16 protein-coding genes are annotated in these 20085 nt (G+C 61.2%); 14 read left to right on the plus strand and 2 right to left on the minus strand.

Annotated elements, in window-relative coordinates; genetic code table 11:
- Positions 1-129 precede the first annotated feature (129 nt).
- From OH764_RS07930 to OH764_RS07975, 10 genes are all read left to right on the plus strand, one after another.
- Positions 130-966, plus strand: coding sequence for a universal stress protein (locus tag OH764_RS07930; RefSeq protein WP_498848647.1), 837 nt, complete (start codon positions 130-132; stop codon positions 964-966).
- Positions 966-2888 carry an ATP-dependent zinc metalloprotease FtsH gene (gene ftsH, locus OH764_RS07935; RefSeq protein WP_498848778.1) on the plus strand — a complete coding sequence of 641 codons (1923 nt, stop codon included), beginning with the start codon at positions 966-968 and terminating at the stop codon, positions 2886-2888. Before OH764_RS07930 ends, ftsH begins: the two co-directional genes overlap by 1 nt.
- A gap of 129 nt (positions 2889-3017) precedes the next feature.
- Positions 3018-4013, plus strand: a complete 996-nt coding sequence (locus OH764_RS07940; RefSeq protein WP_498848648.1) for a DHH family phosphoesterase — start codon at positions 3018-3020, stop codon at positions 4011-4013.
- A gap of 285 nt (positions 4014-4298) precedes the next feature.
- The gene (gene mgtA, locus OH764_RS07945; protein WP_498848649.1) at positions 4299-6971 is read left to right on the plus strand and encodes an HAD family hydrolase; all 2673 of its coding nucleotides are present in this window, start codon (positions 4299-4301) and stop codon (positions 6969-6971) included.
- A 445-nt stretch (positions 6972-7416) separates the two neighbouring features.
- Positions 7417-8013, plus strand: a complete 597-nt coding sequence (locus tag OH764_RS07950; protein ID WP_498848650.1) for an NAD(P)H-dependent oxidoreductase — start codon at positions 7417-7419, stop codon at positions 8011-8013.
- Between the two features lie 660 nt (positions 8014-8673).
- Positions 8674-9366 (plus strand): hypothetical protein, encoded by a 693-nt coding sequence (locus OH764_RS07955; RefSeq protein ID WP_498848651.1) that lies wholly within the window; start codon positions 8674-8676, stop codon positions 9364-9366.
- Between the two features lie 408 nt (positions 9367-9774).
- On the plus strand, positions 9775-10911 hold the full coding sequence (locus OH764_RS07960) for an ABC transporter permease (RefSeq protein WP_498848652.1): 1137 nt from the start codon (positions 9775-9777) through the stop codon (positions 10909-10911).
- A gap of 2 nt (positions 10912-10913) precedes the next feature.
- Positions 10914-11612, plus strand: a complete 699-nt coding sequence (locus OH764_RS07965; RefSeq protein WP_498848653.1) for an ABC transporter ATP-binding protein — start codon at positions 10914-10916, stop codon at positions 11610-11612.
- Entirely contained in the window at positions 11609-12694 is a 1086-nt protein-coding gene (locus tag OH764_RS07970; protein WP_498848654.1) for an HlyD family secretion protein, read from the plus strand. The genes OH764_RS07965 and OH764_RS07970 overlap by 4 nt, the downstream gene beginning before the upstream one ends.
- Before the next feature lie 88 nt (positions 12695-12782).
- Entirely contained in the window at positions 12783-14168 is a 1386-nt protein-coding gene (locus tag OH764_RS07975) for an outer membrane factor lipoprotein domain-containing protein (protein ID WP_498848779.1), read from the plus strand.
- 113 nt (positions 14169-14281) lie between these two features.
- Here OH764_RS07975 and OH764_RS07980 read toward each other — a convergent pair whose 3' ends face one another.
- The gene (locus OH764_RS07980; RefSeq protein WP_498848655.1) at positions 14282-15952 is read right to left on the minus strand and encodes a bifunctional aminoglycoside phosphotransferase/ATP-binding protein; all 1671 of its coding nucleotides are present in this window, start codon (positions 15950-15952) and stop codon (positions 14282-14284) included.
- A 242-nt stretch (positions 15953-16194) separates the two neighbouring features.
- On the opposite strand from OH764_RS07980, the gene OH764_RS07985 reads away from it, so the two are divergent.
- From OH764_RS07985 to OH764_RS08000, 4 genes are all read left to right on the plus strand, one after another.
- Entirely contained in the window at positions 16195-16884 is a 690-nt protein-coding gene (locus OH764_RS07985) for a CBS domain-containing protein (protein ID WP_498848656.1), read from the plus strand.
- 45 nt (positions 16885-16929) lie between these two features.
- Positions 16930-17436 carry a TIGR01841 family phasin gene (phaP, locus tag OH764_RS07990; RefSeq protein WP_498848657.1) on the plus strand — a complete coding sequence of 169 codons (507 nt, stop codon included), beginning with the start codon at positions 16930-16932 and terminating at the stop codon, positions 17434-17436.
- A 132-nt stretch (positions 17437-17568) separates the two neighbouring features.
- Positions 17569-18045 (plus strand): universal stress protein, encoded by a 477-nt coding sequence (locus tag OH764_RS07995; RefSeq protein WP_498848658.1) that lies wholly within the window; start codon positions 17569-17571, stop codon positions 18043-18045.
- A gap of 313 nt (positions 18046-18358) precedes the next feature.
- Complete coding sequence (locus tag OH764_RS08000; RefSeq protein ID WP_498848659.1) at positions 18359-19009, plus strand: BON domain-containing protein; 651 nt, start codon at positions 18359-18361, stop codon at positions 19007-19009.
- Positions 19010-19144: 135 nt separating this feature from the next.
- Here OH764_RS08000 and OH764_RS08005 read toward each other — a convergent pair whose 3' ends face one another.
- The gene (locus tag OH764_RS08005) at positions 19145-20077 is read right to left on the minus strand and encodes a 1-phosphofructokinase family hexose kinase (RefSeq protein ID WP_498848660.1); all 933 of its coding nucleotides are present in this window, start codon (positions 20075-20077) and stop codon (positions 19145-19147) included.
- Positions 20078-20085: the final 8 nt, after the last annotated feature.

Below are 20085 nucleotides of genomic sequence, written 5' to 3' on the forward strand. Positions count from 1 at the left end.
TCAACGGAGCACCTCGGCACGGTCAGCGCGCATAGGTTCGTGCAGATGGCCAGCTATTGATCGACATCAAGCCGGGCGCCGCCCCATCGTCGATCCTTGAGGTATCCGGTTCGTCAACAGGAGGGCACGATGAAATCCGCGGAAGTGCAGCGCGATGTGCGAGAAACCAGTCCGGGCCCGCAAAGGCCTGCGACGCGCGGTTGCTATCGCCGGTTGCTCGTCGTGATCCGGGACGGCGGTGCGTTGCCGGTCATGAGCGTCGAATACGCTGACGCCTGGGCAATGCCCGATGCCGTTGCCGTGATCGCTATGCTGCCGGATGCCGCATCGAGGACCCATGGCGCAGGGCAAGGCGGGGGCGGCGTCTGCGGGCCGGACATCGCGACTGCCGACGCCGTGCGCTGCGCGCTGCTTGCGCGCGGCGTCGATGCTGGCGCAGCGTACGCACTGCAACCGGCGGCCGGTGCAAACGCGGCGCAGTCGATCGGCGAAATGGCGCACCGCTGGGGCGCCGATCTCGTGCTTTGCGACGACCGCTCCATTGCACATCTCGCGCAGGCTGCCGCCTGCAATGTGCTGTTCGTGCCGATCGATGAGTCGCGTCGGTATCATGTGCCGCCGCGTCGCATATTCGTTGCAAGCGACGACAGTGCGAGCGCACTTTGCGCTGTTACAGAGGCCCGGCGAATAGCGGGCGAACACGCGCAGTTGCGACGAGCGTATCTATCGTTCGACGCGGAGAGAACACACCCGACCGACGCCGGGACTATCGTTCTCGCCGCCGCGCGTGACAGCGATAACCTGGCGCACGCGATCGTGCAGGCCGCGAGAGAGTGGGGCGCCGACCTGTTGGTAATGGGCACGCACGGTACGGCCACGCAAGCCGTGTGGCGCTACGGCAGCGTGGGAGCCGCGGTGGCACTGTTGGCGGATATGCCGCTTCTCCTGGTCGTCGGGAAATCATGATGCCCGTCCAGCGTTCTTCGCGCCAGCCGCACAAACCCGCTCGCTGGTCCGAACTGTCCGGGATCGCTTTTGCGCTGGTTTTCTTGATGCTGGCCGCGCTGCAATTCATGTCCCTTCAGGACTCGACCACGGAAGTTGCCTACAGCGATTTCAAGCAGCTCGTCGCCGAGAAACAGGTGGACAACCTGGAAGTGACGCCTACGCGGATTCGCGGCACGCTGAGGATGCCGGGCGCCGCGTCGTTCTTGCCGGCGTCCGATGCGGCAGCCGCAAAGACGCGCGGCGAGCCGTGGCGCTTCACGACGACTCGCGTTGCCGACGACCGTCTCGCGGATTCACTTTTCGCGGCCGGCATTCGCTATACGGGCGACGTCGACAGCGCCTGGCCGGGCATGCTGCTTTCGTGGGCAATACCGCTCGTCGCACTCGTCTTCGTGTGGAACCTGGTGTTGAGGCGCTCAGGCGGCCTGCAGCAGTACACGAAGATGGGCAAGACCAATGCGCACGTTCTCGTGCAGGACGAAACAGGCATTACCTTCGACGATATTGCCGGAATCGACGAAGCCACGGCGGAGCTGCGGCAGATCGTTGCCTTTCTGCGCGACGCCGAGCGTTATCGCAGGCTTGGCGGGAAGATTCCCAAGGGCGTGTTGATCGTCGGTGCGCCCGGAACCGGCAAGACGCTGCTTGCGAAAGCCGTGGCCGGTGAGGCCGGTGTGCCGTTTTTTTCGGTGAGCGGCGCGGCTTTTGTCGAGATGTTCGTCGGCGTGGGCGCCGCCCGCGTGCGAGACCTGTTCGAGCAGGCACAGGCCGAGGCTCCCTGCATTGTGTTCATCGACGAACTGGACGCGCTCGGCAAGGTCCGCGGCGCCGGTCTGATGTCGGGCAATGACGAGAGGGAGCAGACGCTCAACCAGTTGCTTATCGAGATGGATGGCTTCAAGTCGAATTCCGGGGTCATCATCATGGCGGCGACAAATCGTCCGGAAACGCTTGATCCAGCGCTGTTACGGCCAGGCCGCTTCGACCGCCACATTGCGATCGACCGCCCGGATCTGAATGGGCGGCGCCAGATTCTCGCGGTGCACACCCGCCTTGTGACAATCGCCGCCGACGTTGATCTGAACGAGCTGGCGTCGCGCACACCGGGCTTTGTCGGTGCGGATCTTGCCAATGTGGTCAACGAGGCGGCGCTGCACGCGGCTGAAGCCGACAAGGCAGCGGTTGAAATGTCCGACTTCGACGAGGCCATCGACCGTGCGATGACAGGAATGGAGCGGAAAAGCCGCGTGATGAACGCGCGGGAAAAGATCACGATCGCGTATCACGAGGCAGGCCATGCCCTTGTGGCGCACAGCCGCGAGCATTGCGATCCCGTCAGGAAGGTATCGATCATCCCACGCGGCGTCGCGGCGCTCGGTTATACCCAACAGGTCCCCACCGAAGATCGGTACGTGTTGCGGCATAGTGAACTACTTGACCGGCTTGATGCGCTACTTGGTGGTCGTGTCGCGGAAGAACTGATTTTTGACGATGTATCGACGGGTGCGGAAAATGATCTCGAGCGCGCCACGGCCATGGCGCGTCACATGGTGACGCGATATGGGATGAGCGAGCGCATCGGGCTCGCGACCGTCGGCGAGCCGTCCGGGCAGATGAGCTCGCAGGGTTTCGATCACTGGCGCGGTTCATCCTATAGCGACGAAACTGCGCGTCTCGTGGACGAAGAGATCCGGCAAATGCTGGACGACGCGCATGCACGCGTCGTCACAACACTCACTGATCAGCGTGCGACGCTCGAGCGCATTGCCCGGCTACTGCTCGAGCGGGAAGTGCTGGACCACGATATGTTGCAGGCGGCGATAGATGGAGCGATAGCGGGTGCATCGCTCGAACCCGCTGCCGATCTGGTGGCGGGCTGATGCAATCACCGCTATTGGTGCAGCTGACATTCGCGAGGCGGGTTCACTGCCGGTACGGGAGACGGGCCGGGCGCCGATAAGGTCATCCACGTCATGATTCGGCGATGCTCCTTCATGGTACGGTGAAGCATGGAACATTTCGACGTATTCAACGGCGACGCCGACGGAATCTGCGCATTGCATCAATTGCGATTGACGAAGCCATTGAGGTCGTTGTTGATCACAGGTGTCAAGCGCGAGGTGGAGTTGCTTGCCCGCGTTCCGGTCAGATCCGACGTATCCCTGACGGTGCTGGACATCTCCCTCGACTCCAACCGGGCCCCGTTGCTTGCGTTGCTTCGGCTCGGCGTCGAAGTGGAGTACTTCGATCATCACTTCTCTGGCGCAATTCCTGAGTATCCCAACCTGAGGGCGGAAATCGACACGACGTCCGCGGTCTGCACCAGCTTGCTGGTGGACCGTCACATCGGCGGACAACATCGACTCTGGGCTATCGTCGGTGCCTTTGGCGACAACCTCTCGCTTGCTGCAAACAAGCTTGCCGAAAGCCGAATGCTCCAGCCGGAGCAAATCGAACAGTTGCGGGAACTGGGCGAGTCGATCAATTACAACGCCTACGGGGACACTGAGGCGGATTTGTTGATTTCCCCTGGCGCCCTTTACAAAACATTGCAAGTTTATTCCGATCCATCCGATTTCGTGGCGAACGAGCCGATTGCACAGGCGCTGCATGACGCGCGACACCGGGACATGGAGCGGGCACAGAGGCTATCGCCCGAAACTGCTCTCTCGTGCGGAGCACTTTACGTGCTACCGAACGAGCCATGGGCACGGCGGGTGCGCGGTGTTTTCAGCAACTTTCTGGCGACGAGTTTTCCCGCCCGTGCCCACGCGGTGCTAAGCGTGGGCATCGAGGGCGATTACGTTGTGAGCGTGCGTGCGCCGCTGACGAACCCTCGTGGCGCCGACGGTCTGTGCAGACGCTTCGGCAGTGGCGGCGGACGGGAGACGGCGGCCGGCATCAGTCGGCTTCCGCGCAGTCGTCTTGAGAACTTCATTACCGCATTTGAAGAAGCGTTCGCCGACGGTTCGCGGGCTCAGGCCGCTTCCACCCAGATTGAGTGATCGGCCACGCGATACAGCGCGGTCGGAACAGAGCGCTGCACTGTTCCGTCGCAGCGGTTGGCGTCCGGCTGCGCATATGACTGTCCCTGCCAGCGGTAATGCTGGCGCTTTTATTGATACCCATCAAGTGTGCCGCGACTCGCGCGCGCCAGTATCCGCTGAACTGCCTATAACGTCTGTAGTTGCCTGAAGTCTGGGCGCCGGATCTGCCCCGCTTCTACCGGTTCTACCGCCTCTACCGCCGCCTCCAATGTTCAGAGGTGTTCGACTTCGCATGACCAGTCCATGATCCTTTTCGACGACAAATATGGCGCGCGTGCCGCGATCCCACTCCTGAGCTGGCTGAGACGGTCGCCGGCGGCAGGCGGGCACATGTCGAGCGCAAGCAGCGAAACACTCGGGGAGTTCGCGCGGATTTCGCCTGATGAAGCGCTCCAGCGGCTTCACAGCACGGGGCGCGGTCTCGCTATCGACGAGGTAGCGCAACGGCTGACTACAACCGGTCCCAACGAGGTGGCTCACGAGGTACGCCACACGGTCCTGGGTGAACTCGCAAAGCGATCGATTAACCCTCTAAACCTGCTGCTTCTGTCGCTGGCCTCTGCGTCGTACTTTCTCGGCGATCCACGCGCGGCGATCATGATCGCGGTGATGGTTATCTTAAGTGTTTCACTCGGCTTTCTGCAGGAGCATCGCTCGAACAAAGCCGCTGACGCATTGCGCCAGATGGTGCGTACGACCGCCACTGTGCGCCGACGCACATCGGGTGCTGAAGCGGACGATGTCGACATTCCAATCGATCAGATCGTTCCTGGCGACGTGGTCCTGTTGTCAGCCGGCGATATGATTCCAGCAGATCTACGGCTGATCTCGGCGAGAGATCTCTTCGTGAATCAATCGGCGCTGACCGGCGAGGCAATGCCGCTTGAGAAGGTCGCGCATGCCTGCACCACGTCAACTGAGACACACTTCGACCTGCAGAACATCTGCTTCATGGGCAGTGCTGTCGTGAGCGGCATCGGCTGCGGCGTCGTTGTGCTCACAGGAGGGCGGACAGCTTTTGGCCGCGTCGCTGACATGATTGCCGCACAACGCATACAGACAAGCTTCGACAAGGGCATTACGCGGTTCACCTGGCTGATGATCGGTTTCATCCTGGTAATGGTGCCCCTGGTATTCGTCACTAACGGCCTGACTAAGGGCAATTGGTTCGAGGCGCTGCTTTTTGCGGTTGCTGTGGCGGTAGGGCTCACGCCCGAAATGTTGCCGATGATCGTGACGGTCAATCTCGCCAAAGGTGCCATCGCGATGTCGCGCAAGAAAGTCATCGTGAAGCGCCTCAACGCGATTCAGAATTTCGGTGCAATGGATGTTCTTTGTACCGACAAGACGGGTACCCTTACACAGGACCGCATCATCCTGAAGCGTCATCTCGACCTTCGCGGCGACGAATCGGACCAGGTCCTCGAATATGCTTATCTGAACAGCACGCACCAGTCAGGCCTGAAGAACCTGCTCGATGTTGCCGTGCTAAAGCACGTCGAGCTTCATGAGTATCTCAAAGCACATGAACGGTTCACCAAAATCGACGAGATGCCGTTCGATTTCGAGCGGCGCCGGATGTCTGTCGTTCTCGCCCGGGAGGACGGTGCGCATATCTTGATCTGCAAGGGCGCGGTCGAGGAAATCTTCTCCGTTTGCACCCGTTACGTCATCAACGGCGAGACGGGCACGCTTGACGAAAGCCATTTCACCGCAGCGAAGTCGACCACTGCTTCGCTCAATGCAGATGGGTTTCGAGTCATCGCGGTCGCCTACAAAGAGATGCCACCGGAGCAGGCGGCCTATTCGGTCGGCGATGAGGCGGATCTGACGCTCCTCGGCTACATTGCGTTTCTTGACCCACCGAAGGAGACAGCCGCGGCGGCAATTGATGCATTGAAGGCCTGCGGCGTGCAGGTGAAAATTCTAACCGGGGATAACGACATTGTTGCCCGCCACATTTGCCATGAGGTCGGGCTTCCGGTGGACCGGCTCGTGCTTGGCAAGGAACTGGAACGACTATCGCCGGCCCAGTTGGCCGATCTCGCAGAGACCGCTTCCGTCTTCGCCAAAGTCTCGCCCTCGCAAAAGGCCTCGATTGTCGATGCCTTGCATCGGCAGGGGCATGTTGTCGGTTTCATGGGGGACGGCATCAATGACGGACCAGCGCTCAAAGTAGCGGACGTGGGCGTTTCGGTGGACAGCGCGGTCGACATCGCGAAGGAGTCAGCCGATATCATTCTGCTAGAGAAGAGCCTCGCCGTACTCGGTGAAGGGGTACTTGAAGGCCGGAAGGTGTTCGGTAACATCACCAAGTACATCAAAATGGGCGCCAGCTCGAATTTTGGCAACATGTTCAGCGTGCTTGGCGCAAGCATTATCCTTCCGTTCCTGCCGATGGCGCCGATCCAGGTGCTCACCAACAACCTGCTGTACGACTTTTCGCAGACTGCCATTCCTAGCGACAATGTCGATGAAGAATATTTGCGCGTGCCTCGGCGATGGGACATCAGCAACATTATGAAATTCATGCTTCTGATCGGACCGATCAGCTCCATTTTCGACTACGTCACGTACTTCATGATGCTTTACGTCTTCGGTGCGTGGGACAAACCTTCCTTGTTCCAGACCGGCTGGTTTGTCGAATCGCTTCTCACCCAGACGCTGATCATTCACATTATCCGTACCGCGAAGTTGCCGTTCGTGGAAAGTCGAGCGAGCGGGGCGTTGATCACGACGAGTCTCATCATTGCTACCGTTGGAGTTGCGATACCCTTCACGTCGCTCGGCACCTTCCTGGGCTTTACTCCATTACCTCCGACTTACTGGGCCGGACTTCTTCTGATTCTTCTAGGTTATGCCGTGCTGACGCATGTGACCAAGACGTGGCTTGTCCGGCGATTCGGCTTGAGTTGAGCACTGAGAGCAGCGCGATTCGACTGGTGGAACGCAGAATTGCGATTTAGCTCTCCGGGAGCAAGTCGCGCCACAGACTCAGGCGCTGACCGAACTTGACGAACGCGGGCCCGAGCCGTTCCAGCGTTTCCCCGAATCGCTTCCGGCTTGACCTGAATCAAGCTGAAGACGCAGTCGAAGCGGACGATTCTGATCATGCACTAATCCGCATTCACGGCTGGCTGTGCACAGCGGCGCAAGCTTCACACTGTGCCTGTCTTCTACCTCGAAAGCACGCGCGAATCCAAGCAGGCGGCCCTGCCAGATAGCGACATAGGCCGGTGGACTTGAGCGCAGTTGAAAGCGTCGGCGCACATCGCATCCACGAATCCTTGAACCAGTGCGGCCTCGGTACCTTCCTTGGAGGTCCACTGCATAGGTCGCGATTCCAGCAGCGGGAGATATCATGCAGCACTTGCTAGTTGTTGCGCATCCTGATGAACACAGCTTCACGATGGGCCTTGCACATGCCTACGCTGATGAACTGAACCGGCTTGGGCATTCCAGGCTGACATGCGACCTTTACCGCATGGAGTTCAACCCGGTATTGAGTGCGCACGAGATGAGATCCGCGCCGACTGGTGTAGCGGTGCGTCCCGACGTCGCCCAGGCTCAGGACGATATTCGCGCGGCCGACGTTCTGACAGTGTTTTATCCATTGTGGTGGCTGTCCATGCCGGCGATCCTGAAGGGCTTTATCGACCGCGTGTTCGCGCGTGGTTTCGCTTACGAAGCCGAAAACGGCAACGTGCGAGGGCTGCTGACCGGAAAACACGCGGTGCTCGTCACTTGCTCGGGCGCGCCGCTGCCAGCGCTCGTCGAACGCGGCAGATGGAATGCAGTGCATGTGCTGCAGGACACACACATTTTCCGCAGCGCGGGATTCGAAGTTCTCGAGCACGTGCACTTCGACGAAATCGGCCCGTCGTTGCCACCGGCCAAAGCTGCACGCCATATGGACCGAATCCGCGAGTGCGCGCGCCAGCATTTCCCGCAGGTCTAGCGGCCGAGGTCACCTGGCCCGCCAGGGCGGCACGGCGCCGGCCTGCGCAGCGGCCCCTCGTCACAGATACGGCGTGGAACCGCTTGCGGCAGGTGCCATGAACGCATCGTTAGGCAGAACGCAGCAAGATGACGTCGCCTGTACAGGATGAGTCAGATGGGTCGCGGCGATCAATCCTATCAATCAGGGGTTTGTATATCTGCCACCTCCGGTCTGATCAGCATGGCCTCGATGTGGGGATACTGCTCCGCGGCGTGTCTGCTCTTCTGGCGCAACGGAGTCAATAAGCGTCCGCAGATTGGCAGCGCGAGCACTGGGTCGGGCCCATGCGCCCGCGCAACTCGCAGGGGTGGCGACCATTCCCGGGGCTGTCGGCCCCTCAACCGGCTGCGCGCTGCCCGTATTCAATGCGATGTTCCGCTGGCCCGCGTCGGGAGGTAGGGTCTTCCGACAAAAGTACCTTGAAACTCCGCACGACGCGCCGTTCAGTTCGGTTCTATGGCCGCGTGGTGACGGTCTGCAGCGCTTGACCCAGATCAACGGGGCAGGCTCTCTCGCGTGCCTAAAATTGAATCGTAATGGACAGAACTACGGAGACTTGGTATGCGCGTATTCCTTCCGGGGCTGCTGCTTAGGACGACAGTGTGTTCAGTCGCTTGCTTGGCCCTATCTATTTCCAATGCCGAGGTTGCGCAGGCGCCACGCTCCACCTTGCCGAATCAACTCACGACGCCTGCAGAGCGGGCCGACTTTTGCGCTCAGATGCGCGGCGCAACGACCCGCGCGAAGCGGCAGGCTGTCGCGCGAAAATGGCACGATCTGATGATCGCGCGCGCAAAGGAGCAGGGCGTCGAGCTGCCACCCGGCATGCGTAATTACGATGGACAACACATGATGGACCATGATGGCGGGATGCATATGGGCATGGACATGATGGGCGTGACGTGCAATCAGGCAGATGCAGCCGTGGATACATCGAGCCCACCTGCCGCTGCCGGTCTGGAGACCGGTCACAACCGGGGCATTACCTACGTAACGGGAGGGGTGGGCGAAGACGAGGCAGCCGCAATGCGCGCTGTTGCGCCACGCTATAGCATGCGTGTGCGCTTCACTACGAGCACCGGGGAATTCATCTCCGATGTGTTGGTGCGTATGTTCACGCCTGACGGGAGACTGATCTTCGCGGCAACCACAGACGGGCCATACCTTTACGCCCAGGTCCCGCCGGGCCGTTACCGGCTCAGCGCTACGCTGAATGGCGTAGAACGCTCGCAAAGCATTGCCATACCGACGCATGGCGGCATCAACGTTTCCTTGACGTGGCCGGCCGTGCGTGCAGGCGCCGCAGGCTGATACCAGTGCTGAACAGGAGGCTGCGGCGTCGGAAGACATGTTCCCGCCGTCGGCGCTCCAAATCCTGCGCATCCGCTGACGTTCGACAGCATCAAGCGCTTTCCTGACGATGAGCCTCGGCCAGCCGCGGAGTCGACATTCCACTGGGCCGAAGCTTACCGTTCGCAAAAGTGCTACCGCGGGCGACTAGTCGGCGCAGTGACGATTGCAGTGGAATATGTCGGCACGCTACTCGGGTCTTCACCCGCGCCGCACGAAGCGAACGAGAAGCCCTCGCCCGTCGCGTAGCGCGCCGACATATTGGCGGTGCGCGCAACGCGGCGCCTTTGATGAAAATCAATCGCAATGGCACTGCAAGGACGATGATGAGTACTCCATCCATCACCTCTTTATCGTCGCCAAGACAAAATGAAGGGCATTCTTCGCCTCGCGTTCAAGCTTCTCGTCAACGACAGCGCCAAATTCACCGCGCTGCTAGTGGGCATCTCGTTCGCCGTGTTTTTGATGGTGGAAATGACGTCGCTATTCGCTGGCATTTTGAACAAGTCGTCTTCCACCGTGATCAACATCGGCGCCAAAATGTGGGTGATGGATCCGGCGGTTAAGACAATCGCGAGCAGCATCGGCATGCCGGACTATGTGCTTGACGCCGTACGCAGTGTCGACGGGGTGAAGTATGCCGTACCGCTGTATTCGGGAGCCGCGCTCGTCAAACTGCGAGACGGCACCTACCAGGCTGTTACGGTGATCGGTCTCGATGACGCAAGCCTGTTTGGCTGGCCGGTCATGAAGCAGGGCAGGATAGAGGACATATATGCGGAAAACGGCTTCATCGCAATCGACGATGCGGAGTTCGTCAAGCTGAAAAAACCGACACTCGGAACCGACTTCGAACTCAACGACCATAGAGGCGTGGTGGTTGGAATCGCGACGGTGGCAAGCAGCGGCCTGTTCGGCACACCGACGCTTTACACGACGTACCGGCGCGCGGTCAGCTACATCCCATCGAATCGCTTTACCACCTCATACATTCTCGTCGAACCAAAGTCGGCAACCGACATCGCTCATATCAAAGAAACCGTGCACGCGATGGGCTACGTGGCCCTCACAAAAGATGAGTTCATGGCCCGGATATCGCGCTTTTATAAGTATGAGACCGGGATCGGCACAAACATCATGTTGATGACCGTGATCAGTTTCGTAGTGGGTCTTTCGATATCAGGACAAACGTTCTACACGTTTATTCTTGAGAACCTGGACAAGTTCGGTGCGTTAAAGGCAATCGGCGCGAAGCGGCATGAACTTGTCGCGATGATCCTGTTTCAGGCCACCTTCACGGCACTGACCGGTTACGGACTTGGCATCGGCTTGTGCGTGGCGCTGATCAATGTCGCGCGGTTACGCATTCCCGATTACGCCGCCATGATCACATACGGCAATCTTGCGCTCGCGTTCATCATGGTGATCGTGATTGCCGCGACGTCCAGTTACCTGGGTATTCGCCGTGTGCTGCAGATCGAGCCCTTCGATATCTTCCGGGGCTAGCCATGACGAATCCGGCGATTAGCGCGCACGCAATCACCAAATTTTTCGGCGAGGGCGACGCGCGCACGTGTGCCTTGCGCGATGTTTCTTTCGAAGCAAACTTCGGCGAGATGCTGCTGATCGTGGGACCCTCCGGTAGCGGCAAGACCACCTTGCTGAGCGTCGTCTCCGGAATTCTGAGGCCGGACAGCGGCGATGTCGTGGTGGATGGCGTCGATTTGTGGAAGCAGCCGAACGACTTGATCGCCCAGTTCCGGCTCAACCGGATCGGCTTCGTCTTCCAGGACTACCACCTCTTTGCACGGCTGACGACCGCGGAAAACGTAGCGATTCCGCTCATTCTGAAGCGGCGCCCTTGGGACCAAGCCATCGGCGATGCGCTCAAATACCTTAAACATGTGGGCCTCGAAACCCGCGCCCAACTCCCGCCAGTGAAACTGTCGGGTGGAGAACAGCAGCGGGTGGCAATCGCGCGAGCGATCGTGAGCCAGCCCGACATTCTCATATTCGATGAGCCGACGGCATCGCTCGACGGCGACACGGGGCGGAGCATTATCGAATTCGTCAAACATGAGGTGCTGAACGAACATCGCTGTATCGTCACGGTCACTCACGATAGCCGCATTTTTGATTACGCGGACCGCATTCTCCACATGGAGGACGGCCGACTCAAAAGCATCGACGTGGGGAGCGTCAAATGAAACGCGCGTTCGTCTTCGCCTTTGCGGTCGCCGGTTTCATCGCGGGTATCGTGGCAGCGTACGTGTACGGTCAACAGCAGGCACCCCAGCCGCCGGTCTTCAGTCCGGCTGCCAATCCCTACGCACGTGGCGTGTACGCGCAGGGCATCGTCGAAAGCGAACAGCCGACCGGCGAGAACATCAACATCTATCCGAACGTGGCCGGCGCTGTGACCGCGGTGAGCGCACGGGAAGGGGCAGCGGTGAAAGCCGGCGAAGTGCTGCTGACTATCGACGATTCAGTGCAACGCGCGAGCGCCGCGCAACTCGCCGCAGAAGCGGATGCTGCCGTAGCGAGGCTCGATGAACTCAATTCCCAGCCGCGCAAGGAAACGCTGGACGTGGCGACTGCCCAGGTCGGCGCGGCAGCCGCGAGCCTGAAAATGGCAGAAGATCAGTTCGACAAGCAGCAGAAGGCTTTTGCAATCGATCCCAAAGCCGTTAGCAAAGACACGCTGGATAATGCTGAGAACGCATTGAAGATCGCTCGCGCCAATCTGAACGTCGTGAGGCGCCAGTACAACCTGACGCGGGCAGGCGCGTGGATCTACGAAATCCGGAATCAGCAGAAGCAGGTGGATGCGTTGCGCAAGGCAGCAGCGTCGGCGGATGCGCTGGTGGCGCAATACACTATACGGGCGCCCGCCGATGGTGTGGTGCTGTCTGTCAATGCGGCACAAGGTTCGTACGTGTCGCCGCAAGGCGTGTATCGGCCCTACGTGAACGGGCAGGCGCCTGTGCTGGTGATCGGCTCTCCAGCCGGGCAACTCGCAGTGCGCTGTTACGTCGACGAAATTCTTATCGACCGCCTGCCAGATCCGCACGCGTTGAAGGCGCGCATGTTCGTGCGTGGCACACATGTCGAGGCGCCGCTCGAGTTTCTGCGGATCCAGCCTTATGTCTCACCCAAAATCGAATTGAGCGATCAGCGCACCGAGCGAGTCGACGTGCGCGTGCTACCGGTGATTTTCCGTGTTGCGATGCCGAAAGGTGCGCGCATTTACCCAGGACAGCTTGTCGATGTTTATATCGCGGCCGAATGATACGCGCGGTGTTCTCGCGCGACCTGATGTGCGCCACGCGATCGTGTGCGCAGCGGTGTTTCTGTGCGTGCTCCTGCTCGATGGTTGCATGATGGGACCGGACTTCTCGCGACCACCGCCGCCGAAGGTCAGTCAATTCGTGACCGGCGGGCTGCCAGCCCAACCGATGGAAGCGGCTGGCGCGTCACAACGATTCTCTGCGCTAGCTGATCTCCCGACTGACTGGTGGACACTGTTCGGCTCACCCGCGATCGACAGTGCCGTCAGCGAGGCGCTGACCGGCAACGCTACTATCGAGAGCGCCCAGGCTGCATTGCGTCAAAGCGAAGACGAGATGCGGGCCGGCGCCGGTGTATTCCTTCCGCAGGTCGACGCGGGATTCGGCGCGTCACGGCAGAAATATTCGCCCGTACGCATCGGCTCCGATCAGCCATCGACGCTCTTCAATCTGTTCACGCTGTCTGCAAGCGTCAGCTACGTTCTCGATATCTGGGGCGGACATGCGCGCATGGTCGAGGCATTGCGCGCGCGTGACGACGTGCAGCGATATAGCGTCCTGGCCACCTATCTGACGCTCACGGCCAACGTCGTCAATGCGCAAATCGCTCGCGCCGCCTATGCCGATCAAATTGTAGCGACGCGCGAAATGATTGGGTTGCTACAGGAGGAGGTCCGTATCACGCGGGCGCAGGCCCAAGCTGGCGCGAGTGCGTACTCGGCTGTCCTGACGCTTGAAAACGAACAGGCGAAACTGGAGGCGTCCGTGCCCGCGCTCACGCTGAGGCGTGCGCAGGCGGAGGACCTGTTGGCGGTGCTCTCCGGCATGTTGCCTGCCGACTGGCATTCGCCAGCGATTTCACTCAGCGATATCACGCTACCGGCCGCCTTGCCGGATACCGTACCCGCATCGCTGGTGCGTCATCGCCCAGACATCTTGCAAGCCGAAGCAGCTTTACACGTGGCAAGCGCGAATATTGGCGTGGCGACGGCGAATCTGTTTCCCCAGCTTACCCTGACGGCCTCCGGCGGCTACGAGAATACGTCGATGAGTGCATTTCTTCATCGGAATGGCCAGGTGTGGGCAGTGGCCGCCGACGTCACCGCGCCCGTGTTTCATGGCGGCACACTCTGGTTCCAGCGTAAGGCGGCACTCGATGCCTACGCGCAAACCCGCGCTTCATACCGGCAGGTCGTGTTGAGCGCTTTTGGCGAAGTCGCAGACGTGCTGCGAGCGCTGGACAACGACGCCCGCGCGCTGGATGCACAAACGCGCGCGATGGATGCCGCGACACAGGCACTGCATCTCGTCAAAATCGACTATGAGGCCGGCACGGTGGGATACCTGCAGATTCTGGTGGCCGATCAGGAGTTTCACCAGGCGCGAATCGCCTGGTTGCAGGGCGTCGCGCAAAGACTGCAGGACACGGTGGCGCTGTATGTCGCATTGGGCGGCGGCTGGAACGATCGGAACTAGGAGAAGCGCCCGCTGCAAGTGTGATCGCGTTCCGACGAAGCGGGTTCATCACGGGCGCAGATTTCGCTATTAACGGCGGCATGCCCATGCGGTAAGACGACGACGGCCGAGCGTCACACGACTTCCGGGCTGCTCTCGCCGTGCGCCATTTCCGGCGCTGCGGCCGCTTGCAACGCGCAGAGCCGCCGCAACAGTTTTCCCCAGTAGCCCAGGTTGAAAAAATTGGCGATCGGCACTTCAGTGTCGAAGCTCACCGTTCGCTGCAGTTCTTCCGGGGACAGCGGTTCCTCGTTCGCTAGTTGCCGGATCAGCACGAGCGGACCGGCATCCGATTCGCCCTGCGACGCGGCAGCACGCGCCCGCACGCGCGCTTCGAGTTGATGTGCGCGCGCATGGAAATCGAGCAGGAGCACGGGCACGGCAAGCGTGCTGGCGAGCGCGACGAAGCGGGCACGATGCAGGCGCTTCAGGAAGGTCGCGTCGACCAGCACGGGATAGCCGGCCAGCAGCGCCTGTTCCGCCAGTCGCAGCAGCGTTTCGTATAGCTGATCGATCGATTGGGTCGAGTAGGACGCAGCGGGAAGGGGCCTGCAATCGATGGGGGCAAAAAGACGGCCGCGCTTGCGCTCGACGTCGCTCGACAGCCGCACCGCGCCAATCAGGCTCGCTAGCGCTTCACTCGCCACGGACTTGCCAGAGCCGCAGTAGCCGTGGCACAACAACAAATAAGGGCGTTGCGACGCGGTCAAACGATCCACGAGCTTCAAATACGGCGCGGCTCGGGCGAAGCCGGTCTCTGCAGGGGATTGGCGCGCTTTCAACAAGGCCACGAGAGCGCGTACCAGTGCGCGATAGACGATGTAGTAGCGCAGCGCCGGCAGGGCGGCGAAATCGCCGGTGCGTTGCAGCCAGCCATTTAACAGGCGTGCCGCAAGGTCCTGACGACCGCGCGCCTGCAGGTCCATCAGGGGAAAGCTGAGGTCGCTTGCGACGTCGATCCAGCGCAAGGCGTCGTCGAATTCGATGCAGTCGAACAGGAGCACGCGCTTGACGCGCCGCACGATGTTGTCGAGGTGCAGGTCGCCGTGGCACTCGCGGACGAAGCCGCCCGCACGACGCGCGTCGAAATGACCGGCGAGGCGTTCGCCTTCGCGCTCACACCATGCGGAAATATGGCTGCCGAGAGGCGTCCCGGTCTCGCGTTCGATCGCCTTCAGCACGGTCTGCATCTGCTCCCGAACGACCGGCGGCGAGCCGAGCATGGCGCGCGGCGGCGCATGTGCCGCCCGCCTGTGGAAGGATGCGAGCTCCGCGGCCAGTGCGTCCACTTCTGCAAAGCCGAGCGCGCCGCGCGCATGCAGTGCCGCGAAAACCTCGCGCTCGTCGAAGCGCCGCATACGAACAGCGCGCTCGGTCGCATGACCAGTCCCGTGGGCCCGATACACGCGCCCTCTGCGCACGATCGTCGTGACACCGCAGTAGAGTTCAGGCGAGAAGCGCCGGTTCAATCTGCACTCGTCCTCACATGCGCGATCGCGCACGTCGGTGCGCGTGAAATCCACAAAGCCGGCATCGACGGGTTTCTTCAGTTTGTATGCGTACCGTCCCGCCAGATATACAACGGATATGTGCGTTTCTATACGGCGGATGCAGCCCGCCGGGTGCCGGTACGTGCTGGGCCGTTGCATCGCGCGGTCTAGCGCTCGCCAGCCGCGCTGCGCGAGCCGTTCACGTTGCCGCGCGTGTATGGACGGGCGCAGTCCCGCAGAGAGGTGGGGGGCCATGATTGTCTCCATTGCGCAATCCTGGCTTCAGGATAGACGCAGCCCGCCGTCGTCCCTTGACTGAAGTCATGCTTAAGACACCTCGGGCCGCCGTGAGGCTCGCTTGATGCACATCAATCAATGATCCACGTCAAACGACAGGACGCGGCGCCGGCCTAATCTGCAATGGCGGGAGGGCCTACCGGCGCCCGCAACGCTCCGTGTTACCCATTGCAAGATACTAACTGTTCAGGAGACTCAACATGCGCGCATCTGATGTCATGACCGCCAACGTCATCTCGGTCACGCCCGATATGACCATTCGGGAGGTCGCCAAAATCTTCGTCGAGAACAGAATCAGCGGCGCGCCGGTGCTGGATGCAAGCGGCAATGTCGCCGGCATGATCAGCGAAGGTGATCTGCTTCGCCGCAGCGAACTCGGCACTGACGAGCGTTCTCGCAAGTCGTGGCTCGATCTGTGGTCCGCAAGCCATGATGCCCGGGACTACGTCAAAACCCATGCTGCGCTGGTGAGCGACGTCATGACCGCTGAAGTGGTGACTGTGCAGCCCGATACACCGCTCGGCGAAGTGGCGGGCATTCTCGAGACCCGGCACATCAAGCGTGTACCCGTGACGCAAGCAGGACGCCTCGTGGGTATCGTGAGCCGTGCCAATCTTGTGCAGGCACTGGCGAGCGTGCCGGATGAGCCTGCATCGAATGTGGCGCTCTCGGACGCCGAAATCCGCGCGACGCTGATGGGCGAACTCGCGGGCCGCAAGTGGAGCTTTGCCGGCCGCAACCTCGTCGTGGCAGACGGCGTCGTGCACCTGTGGGGCGTGTTCCAGTCGGCGGAGGCAGTCGATGCGGTGCGTGTCGCCGCGCAAAACATACCGGGTGTCAAACGTGTGGAAGATCACACTGAGCCGTATCAGATGATGCCGGGCATCTAGCAGACGGCGACCACGCCGGTTCCGCGATTACGATTGGAGGCATAGATGACTCAACTCATTCCCGAACAATGGCTCAGCGCGCAGGCCGAAAGCTTCGCAAAACTGTTTGGCATCACCAGCGTATGCTGCGACGCACTCGAGCGGCTGACCGCGTTGAACCTGGAGGCGATGCGGTCTGGCCTCGCAGAAACTCAGGAGGCTATGTCTCGCATAGGTGCGGCGCGTAGTCTGCCTGAAGTCCTTTCCTTGCCGTCGTTGTTCGCTCCGGTCGGACTCGCGCAAGCTTTGTCGTACAGCCGGCAGTATTGCCAGATCCTCTCCGAACTTCAGCAAGTTGCCGTGCCGCCGCAGTCAGTCGACGCGGCCCGGCAAACCCCTCTTGCGAACAGTGTCGTCGGCAGTCTTCCCGCCCGGCCGCAGGCTCCTTGCGAGGTTCCGGCACGGCCGCTGGTGTCCTCGGCGGCTGCAGCACCCGCAGCCGCCAAGGCGGGCATGGAGCGCGCAACGAAACGCGCGCACGAGAACACCACACCGCCGATGCATTCCGAATAGCCGACAGCGGCCAGACTCACACTTCGTTGAACCGCATACACGTCGCCATCCGAAGGGCATTGGTCATGCTCCGTGGCGACGACACGATCGAGGCGTCGGGCGGGCTTGCGCAACCTCCACGAGGAGCGATTCATGTACCAGAAGATCGTGGTGGCGCTGGACGGCAGCGAATCGTCCAGAGGGGCGTTGCACGAAGCGCTCGATGTTGCCCAACTCACGCAGGCGCGCTTGCACGCGGTATATATCGTCCACCCGTGGTGCATGTCTCCGTATGCGGGCTATTTCGACCCAGAGCAGCTTCGTGAGGTGCTGCGCGAAGACGGCCGCCTTGCTCTCGATGCGGCGCGCCAGGCGATGGCCGAGCGCGGTGTGCCCGGCGACACGGAGATTGAGGAGACAGAGAGTGCCGACGACGATATTGCGCATTGCCTCGCCCGCTGCGTGCAACGCCAGGGGGCTGGCCTCGTGGTAATGGGCACGCAAGGCCGGCACGGGATAGAGCGGTGGGTGCTAGGGAGCGTTGCGGAAGCGTTCGTAAGGCGCGCCGATCTTCCCGTACTCCTCGTCAGGTCTTTGGATGCTGCGAACGGAATGTCTTCGGGCCGGTGAGCATCTGCTAGCGCCGAATTGCGTCGGCGTCCGAGATCGGCGGCAACTGTATCCAGCGCCGGCAGGCGTCAGTAAAGCGCAGCGGAGGCTGATAACCGGTCACCGGAATAACGCGCATGATGCGCGTCCGCGCTGCAAAACGACCGTGTCACTGTTGACTTCGATCAATGACATCGTGCACGGGAGAAATAGGCTGATTATGTGGCGCAATCCCAGTGGGGCACAAAGCCCATTCGTGGGATGTTCGTCGAGCGACATCGGTTCGCCGCAGCGACGATCACAGCCGCCAGAGACAGATAGGAGGACAACTTTCATGAAGCCGGACAGTCAACTGAAGCAGGAAGTCGAGGAGGAACTGATGATGAGTCCGGCCGTCGACGCAAATGGAATAGGTGTCGCCGTAGTCGACGGCATCGTTACTCTGTCGGGACATGTTCCGAATTACGCGGCGAAAGTCGCTGCCGAAAAGTGCGCGCAGAGAGTTGCCGGGGTCGTCGCCGTGGTGATCGGCATCGACGTCAAACTGCACAAGTCCGACGAGAGGACTGACGAGGACATCGCATTGAGCGTGCGAGCCGTGCTCGACTGGATTGCGGGCCTCGAGGAACATGCAATCAGGATCAAGGTGGAGAAGGGTTGGGTCACATTGAGCGGCGAGGTCAAGGACGGTTACCGCAGCCGTATCGCCGAGAAGAACATTGTTCACATGCGCGGCGTGACCGGGGTGACGAACGACATCAGGATTCGTGGCTCGGCTTCCTCTATCGATATCGAGTGCAACATCCGCAAAGCCATTGAGCGCCACACCGCACGCGAACTGAAGCATGTAGGCGTCCACGTCGAAGACGGAAAGGTGACACTGTCGGGTCGTCTCAGTTCGACTGTTGAACGCTCCATCGTGACTGGGGCTGCGCGCTCGACACCGGGCGTGAAGGCGGTTGTCGACCGTCTTGTGATCGGCTGATGTGACAGCCCCGTCGCGATCCTGTCGAAATTTTCCTGGTCGATCAATTTCGGGTGGGCGAACGGGGGCGAATCCCGGCTGGCGGACGAGAGCGCGGTTTCCCGTAGAGGAAATTGGACGCCGCGACGCCGGTCGCTACCGGATCGAGATCTCGCGATAGAGGCGTTCGACTTCCCCGCGCTCGCAAAGGGTCGTGCCTGCGCCGAGCAAAGTCGCCGACGCGGCCGCCATCCCGTAGCGGAACGCTTCATCGATATCTACGCCGCGATTCAGGGCCCAGATAAGCGCAGCGACGAAACTGTCGCCGGCGCCAATTGAACTGCACACTTTTACCGCCAGCCCCGCTGCCCGCAAGCAGCGCTCGGCGGTGACCAGCAGCGCGCCGCGCTCGCCGAGCGTCACCGCTACTATTCGCGCGCGCCCGGAGCGCGCGATGTCCTGGGCGGCAGCAATGCATTCGGCTTCCTCGAGCAGCGGTCGCCCCGTAAGATCCTGCAGCTCGTTCAAGCTCGGCTTGACAATCCAGACACCCGCGTCGAGCGCCTCGGCAAGCGCAGGGCCTGATGTATCGACCACGACTCGCGTGCCGCGCGCAGATGCGAGGCGAGCAAGCTGCGCGTAAGTGCTGGTCGCCGCGCCCGGGGGCAGGCTGCCACTCATCACGAGATAGCGCGGCGGAGCTTCTAGTCCATTGAACTCATCGAGGCAGCGCTGCCAGTCGAGCGCGCTGAGCGTCGGACCCGGCAGCACGAAGCGGTATTCAAGCCCGGTGCATTGCTCGAGTACTGAGAAATTCTCCCGCGTCTCCCCCGCGATCTCGATGCCGACGCCAACGAAAGCCTCGGCGTCCAGCAGTTCTCTTAGCATCTGGCCGGTTGCCCCGCCCGCGAGATAAATTGCAGAGCAGTCTCCGCCAAGACGCTGTATGACGCGAGCGACGTTGATACCTCCACCTCCAGGATCACGCCGCGCGGGGCTGCATCGCAGCTTGCGGGTATCAACCACCCGTTCGATCGATGTCGCTACGTCGACGGCGGGATTGAGCGTGATCGTGACGATCTCCGGCATGGTCGGCC

Source organism: Burkholderia sp. M6-3 (assembly GCF_050858985.1).
Lineage (GTDB): Bacteria > Pseudomonadota > Gammaproteobacteria > Burkholderiales > Burkholderiaceae > Paraburkholderia > Paraburkholderia caledonica.